Origin of the sequence: Kitasatospora sp. MBT63, from assembly GCF_000710465.2 — a bacterium.
In the GTDB taxonomy this organism is placed as follows: Bacteria; Actinomycetota; Actinomycetes; order Streptomycetales; family Streptomycetaceae; genus Kitasatospora.
The window spans coordinates 1-5,166 of sequence record NZ_JAIZ01000345.1; the positions used below are offsets into that span (position 1 = coordinate 1).

General features: G+C 72.3%; 5 protein-coding genes and 1 pseudogene. 4 read left to right on the plus strand and 2 right to left on the minus strand.

Annotated elements, in window-relative coordinates; translation table 11 throughout:
- A pseudogene (locus tag AA75_RS51440) lies at window positions 1-478 on the plus strand (serine/threonine protein kinase); the annotation flags it as partial.
- 60 nt (window positions 479-538) lie between these two features.
- Here AA75_RS51440 and AA75_RS20520 read toward each other — a convergent pair.
- Window positions 539-1,747: a phosphotransferase gene (locus tag AA75_RS20520; protein WP_233289115.1), complete on the minus strand. Its 1,209-nt coding sequence runs from the start codon at window positions 1,745-1,747 to the stop codon at window positions 539-541.
- A 75-nt stretch (window positions 1,748-1,822) separates the two neighbouring features.
- Window positions 1,823-2,482: a response regulator transcription factor gene (locus tag AA75_RS20525; protein ID WP_082526685.1), complete on the minus strand. Its 660-nt coding sequence runs from the start codon at window positions 2,480-2,482 to the stop codon at window positions 1,823-1,825.
- A gap of 377 nt (window positions 2,483-2,859) precedes the next feature.
- Here AA75_RS20525 and pdhA point away from each other — a divergent pair, with 377 nt between their 5' ends.
- From pdhA to AA75_RS52185, 3 genes are all read left to right on the plus strand, one after another.
- Window positions 2,860-4,017, plus strand: coding sequence for a pyruvate dehydrogenase (acetyl-transferring) E1 component subunit alpha (gene pdhA, locus AA75_RS20530; RefSeq protein WP_149038275.1), 1,158 nt, complete (start codon window positions 2,860-2,862; stop codon window positions 4,015-4,017).
- Window positions 4,014-4,991, plus strand: a complete 978-nt coding sequence (locus AA75_RS20535; RefSeq protein WP_149038276.1) for an alpha-ketoacid dehydrogenase subunit beta — start codon at window positions 4,014-4,016, stop codon at window positions 4,989-4,991. The genes pdhA and AA75_RS20535 overlap by 4 nt, the downstream gene beginning before the upstream one ends.
- A gap of 14 nt (window positions 4,992-5,005) precedes the next feature.
- Window positions 5,006-5,166: biotin/lipoyl-containing protein (locus AA75_RS52185; protein WP_033821600.1), on the plus strand; the 161-nt coding region annotated here is incomplete at its 3' end.

A 5,166-nucleotide genomic window follows, 5' to 3' on the forward strand; every position in this document is an offset into this window, starting at 1 on the left:
GGGCGGCCCGGGGGAGGGCGGCGGGAACGGCTACGACGACGGTGGCGGCGGTGAGGGCCCGCAGCGCCGGCGCAACCCGTGGGGCTGGGTGCTCGCCGTGGTGGCGGTGCTGCTCGCGGCCGCCGTCGGCACCGCGCTGGCACTGAGCGGCGGCGGGCACAAGGGCAACGACAACCCGGTGGTGACGCCGCCGCCGACGGTCGCCAGCCAGCCGAGCACGGCGGAGCCGAGCACCGGCCAGCCGTCGCCGTCGCCGGTCCGCACCCAGACCAACCCCGTCACCCGCCAGCCGGAGTCCCCGGTGAACAGCCCGTCGGCGTCGCCGAGCGCGAGCCGCTCGACCTCGCCGTCGCCGTCGGCCTCGCCGTCGGCCAGCGCGTCCAAGTCGCCGACCGGCGCGGCCTCGCCGTCGACGAGCCCGTCCAGCAAGCCGTCCACCTCGCCCTCCGTCCCGGTGAGCCCGCCGGCGACGCCGTAACGGCGCCCACGCACGACGGCCCCCGCCCTTCCCGGGCGGGGGCCGTCGGCGCTCAGCTGCTCAGTTGGTGAAGGCGTCCAGCACCTGCTCGTACTCCTGGCACCACCAGGCGAGTTGGCCGGCCGAGCCGGGGAACAGCGGATCGGCGCGGTGGTCGCCGCGCTGGTAGTGCCACTGCAGCATCCAGAGGTCGTTCAGCCGCTCCCACCAGACCCGGTGCACGGCGGCGGCCATCTCGCGGGCGCCCGCCGCCCCGCTGTCGCGGTAGCCGCGGGCGTAGTGGCGGACCCGGCAGAGGTCCAGGACGCCGGTGACCGGGTCGTTGAAGATCAGGGTGGCCGAGCGGACCGCCTCCTCGGCGGTCGGGTGCAGGCCGAGCTTGTCCCAGTCCAGGACGGCGACCACCCGCCCGCCCCGGTGCAGCAGGTTGAGCCCGTGGAAGTCGCCGTGGGTCCAGCCGGTGGGCGGGGCCGCGGCGGGGGAGGGCCGCAGGTGGCGCCGGGCGGCGAGCAACTCGGCCCGCTCCAGCAGCCGTTGCTCGGCCAGGACGTCGAACGGTCCGTGCGGCGCGGCCCGGCGGGCCAGCCGGAGCAACTGGGCGACCAGCAGCGCGGTCTCGGCCGGGTCGGCGGACAGCCGTCCGGGCGGCTGCCGGACGGGGGCGCAGACCTTCGCCAGCGCGCCGTGCAGCCGGCCTAGCAGCGCGCCGAGGTCGCCGCACTGCTGCTGGTCGAGCTCGGTGCCGTGCCGGTGGACCCCGGCGACCCACGGGAAGAGCGCGAAGTACCGGCCGCCGCAGGCGACCACCGTCCGGCCGTCCTGGGCGGCCAGGGGCGGGGCCACCGGCAGCCCGGCGCGGTGCAGCGCGAGCGAGGCGTGGTGCTGGGCGGTGATCGCCGGGCGGGTCGCGGTGGCCTGGTCGACGTAGCACTTGAGGAAGTAGGTGCCGGCTTCGGTGGTCACCCGGTAACCGCGGTTGAGCAGGCCTTCGGCGACCGGGCGCACCCGCAGCGCCGGCGCGGTGCGGAACTCCCGCAGCACCCGGGCCACGGCGGTGTGGGCGACCGGCGGGCTCAGGGTGCCGACCGGCGGGGCCGCCGGATCGGGCCGGGCCGGCGCCTGCGCTATCGGCCGGCCCGGTGCCGGGGCCCGGTGGCCCGGCAGCGGGACGTGGTTGTCGGCCGGGGCGGACGGACGGGGCAGGAACACCGGTGCGAGCAGCACCGATGCCGGATCGGACGGGGCCGAGGAGTGCGGTTGCGCGGTCACGGCCCGAGCGTAATGCCTGGCGCAATAGGTACTTGACACACTGTTAGGAATATGATTAGGGATGCCCGGGACGGCTCAGTTGTGGTGATCGGCCTGGTGGCGGGCCACGTAGGCGGCGGCCTGGGTGCGCCGTTCCATGCCCATCTTGGCCAGCAGGCTGGAGACGTAGTTCTTCACCGTCTTCTCCGCCAGGTGAAGTTCATTGCCGATCTGCCGGTTGGTCATCCCCTCGCCGATCAGGTCCAGGATCCGCCGCTCCTGCCGGGTCAGCTGGGCGAGCCGCTGGTCCTCCTTCTCGCCCCCTTCGCGCAGCCGCTCCAGCACCCGGCTGGTGGCGACCGGGTCGAGCAGTGACTTTCCGGCCGCCACGTCGCGCACGGCGGAGAGCAGGTCGGTGCCGCGGATCGCCTTGAGGACGTAGCCGGAGGCGCCGGCCATGATCGAGTCGAAGAGCGCCTCGTCGTCCGAGAAGGACGTCAACATCAGGCACCTGATCTGCGGGTGGTGCGAGCGGACCTCGCGGCAGACCTCGACCCCGTTGCCGTCCGGCAGCCGGACGTCGAGCACGGCCACGTCGGGCTGGACCGCCGCGATCCTGGCCAGCGCCTCGGCGGCGGTACCGGCCTCGCCGACCACCTCGATGTCCTCCTCGGTGGACAGCAGATCGTGTACGCCACGGCGGACGATCTCATGATCATCGAGGAGAAAAACTCTGATTTGTCCGTTTTCGCTCACGCTCAAAGCCTCCCATACCGCCCAGCCGGCGTCCGTCCGACCGGATCGGTGACCGTGCGGATGCACCGGGTGCGGAGACCGAATCGATTCCCGTTACCCCCTTACGCCGAGCGGCCTGCCCGGATAGCGTGCGCTGGTGTCCTGACGGCACCGCCGAAGAGAGCTGCGCCACACCCGCTGTTCTCCGGGAGCGAAGAACTAGGACGTCCAAGCGCAAGGGCGCCAAGGGGCGACGCTGGGTAACGTTCTCGCCAGAGGGACGCCGTCGGAAAAGGATCACCACCTGCCGAGCACCCGGCGCGCACACCCAAGCGCGCCGCGCGAGGCGGTGACCGGACCGGTCACCGGCGACCCCGGGCGGCCGGACAGACCGAGGAGTGAACGTGACCGTCAAAAGCACGACGAGGGCGCGCAAGAAGGCCGCCCCCGCCGTCCCTGACAACCTCCGCACGGGCGCGGGAGCCCCCGCGGAGCTCGTACAGCTGCTCACGCCCGAGGGCGAGCGGGTCGAGCACCCGGAGTTCCCCCTGGTGACCACCCCCGAGGAGCTCCGCGCCCTCTACCGCGACCTGGTGCTGGTCCGGCGCTTCGACGCCGAGGCCACCTCGCTCCAGCGCCAGGGCGAGCTGGGCCTGTGGGCCTCGCTGCTCGGCCAGGAGGCCGCCCAGGTCGGCTCCGGTCGCGCGATGCGCCCGGGCGACTACGCCTTCCCGACCTACCGGGAGCACGGCGTCGCCTGGTGCCGGGACGTGGACCCGCTGAACCTGCTCGGCATGTTCCGCGGCGTGAACCACGGCGGCTGGGACCCGAACGAGAAGAACTTCCACCTCTACACCATCGTGATCGGCTCGCAGACGCTGCACGCGACCGGCTACGCGATGGGCATCACCAAGGACGGCGCGGACGACGCGGTGATCGCCTACTTCGGCGACGGCGCCTCCAGCCAGGGCGACGTCAACGAGGCCTTCACCTTCGCCTCGGTCTACAACGCGCCGGTGGTGTTCTTCTGCCAGAACAACCAGTGGGCGATCTCCGAGCCCACCACCACCCAGACCAAGATCCCGCTGTACCGCCGCGCCTCCGGCTTCGGCTTCCCGGGCGTCCGGGTGGACGGCAACGACGTGCTGGCCTGTCTCGCGGTGACCCGCTGGGCGCTGGACCACGCCCGCAGCGGCAACGGCCCGGTGCTCATCGAGGCCTTCACCTACCGGATGGGTGCCCACACCACCTCCGACGACCCGACCCGCTACCGCCTCACCGAGGAGACCGAGGCCTGGAAGGCCAAGGACCCGATCCTGCGGCTCAAGGCCCACCTGGACAAGGAGGGCCTGGCCGACGAGGCGTTCTTCGCCGAGGTCGAGGCCCAGAGCGAGCAGCTCGGCCTGCGGGTGCGCGAGGGCGTCCGAACCATGCCCGACCCGGACCCGACCCTGATCTTCGACCATGTGTATGCCGAGCCGCACACACTGGTGGACGAGGAACGGGCCGAGTACGAGGCGTACGCGGCCTCCTTCGAGGGTGGGGAGAACCTCTGATGGCAGGTCAGCTCAACATCGCCAAGGCGCTCAACGAGGCGCTGCGCAAGTCGCTCGAGAACGACCCGAAGACCGTCCTGATGGGCGAGGACATCGGCAAGCTCGGCGGTGTCTTCCGGATCACCGACGGCCTGCAGAAGGACTTCGGCGAGGACCGGGTGATCGACACCCCGCTCGCCGAGTCCGGCATCGTCGGTACCGCGATCGGCCTCGCGCTGCGCGGCTACCGCCCGGTGGTGGAGATCCAGTTCGACGGTTTCGTCTACCCGGCCTTCGACCAGATCGTCACCCAGCTCGCCAAGATGCACGCCCGTGCGCTCGGCCACGTGAAGATGCCGGTCACCGTCCGGATCCCGTACGGCGGCGGCATCGGCGCCGTCGAGCACCACAGCGAGTCGCACGAGGCGTACTTCGCGCACACCGCGGGCCTGCGGGTGGTCAGCCCGTCCAACGCCAACGACGCGCACTGGATGCTGCGCCAGGCCATCGAGTCGGACGACCCGGTGATCTTCCTGGAGCCCAAGCGGCGCTACTGGGACAAGGGCGAGGTCGAGGACGCCCCCTCGCTGCCGCTGCACGCGGCGCGGATCGTCCGGCCGGGCACCGACGCGACGCTGATCGCGTACGGCCCGATGGTCAAGGTCTGCCAGGAGGCCGCCGCGGCCGCCGAGGAGGACGGCCGCCGGCTGGAGATCGTCGACCTGCGCTCGATCTCGCCGATCGACTTCGCCACCGTCGAGGAGTCGGTCAAGCGCACCGGCCGCGCCATCGTGGTGCACGAGGCGCCGGTCTTCATGGGCCTGGGCGCCGAGCTGGCCGCCCGGCTCACCGAGAGCTGCTTCTACCACCTGGAGGCCCCGGTCCTGCGGGTAGGCGGCTACCACGCCCCGTACCCGCCGTCGCGGGTCGAGGAGACCTACCTGCCGGACCTGGACCGGGTGCTGGACGCCGTCGACCGCGCCCTGGCGTTCTGAGAGGAGCGAGAGCCGTGACCACCGAAGTTCGCTCGCTCCGCGAGTTCAAGATGCCGGACGTCGGCGAGGGCCTGACCGAGGCCGAGATCCTCACCTGGTTCGTCAAGCCCGGTGACACCGTCACGGACGGCCAGGTCGTCTGCGAGGTGGAGACCGCCAAGGCCGCGGTCGAGCG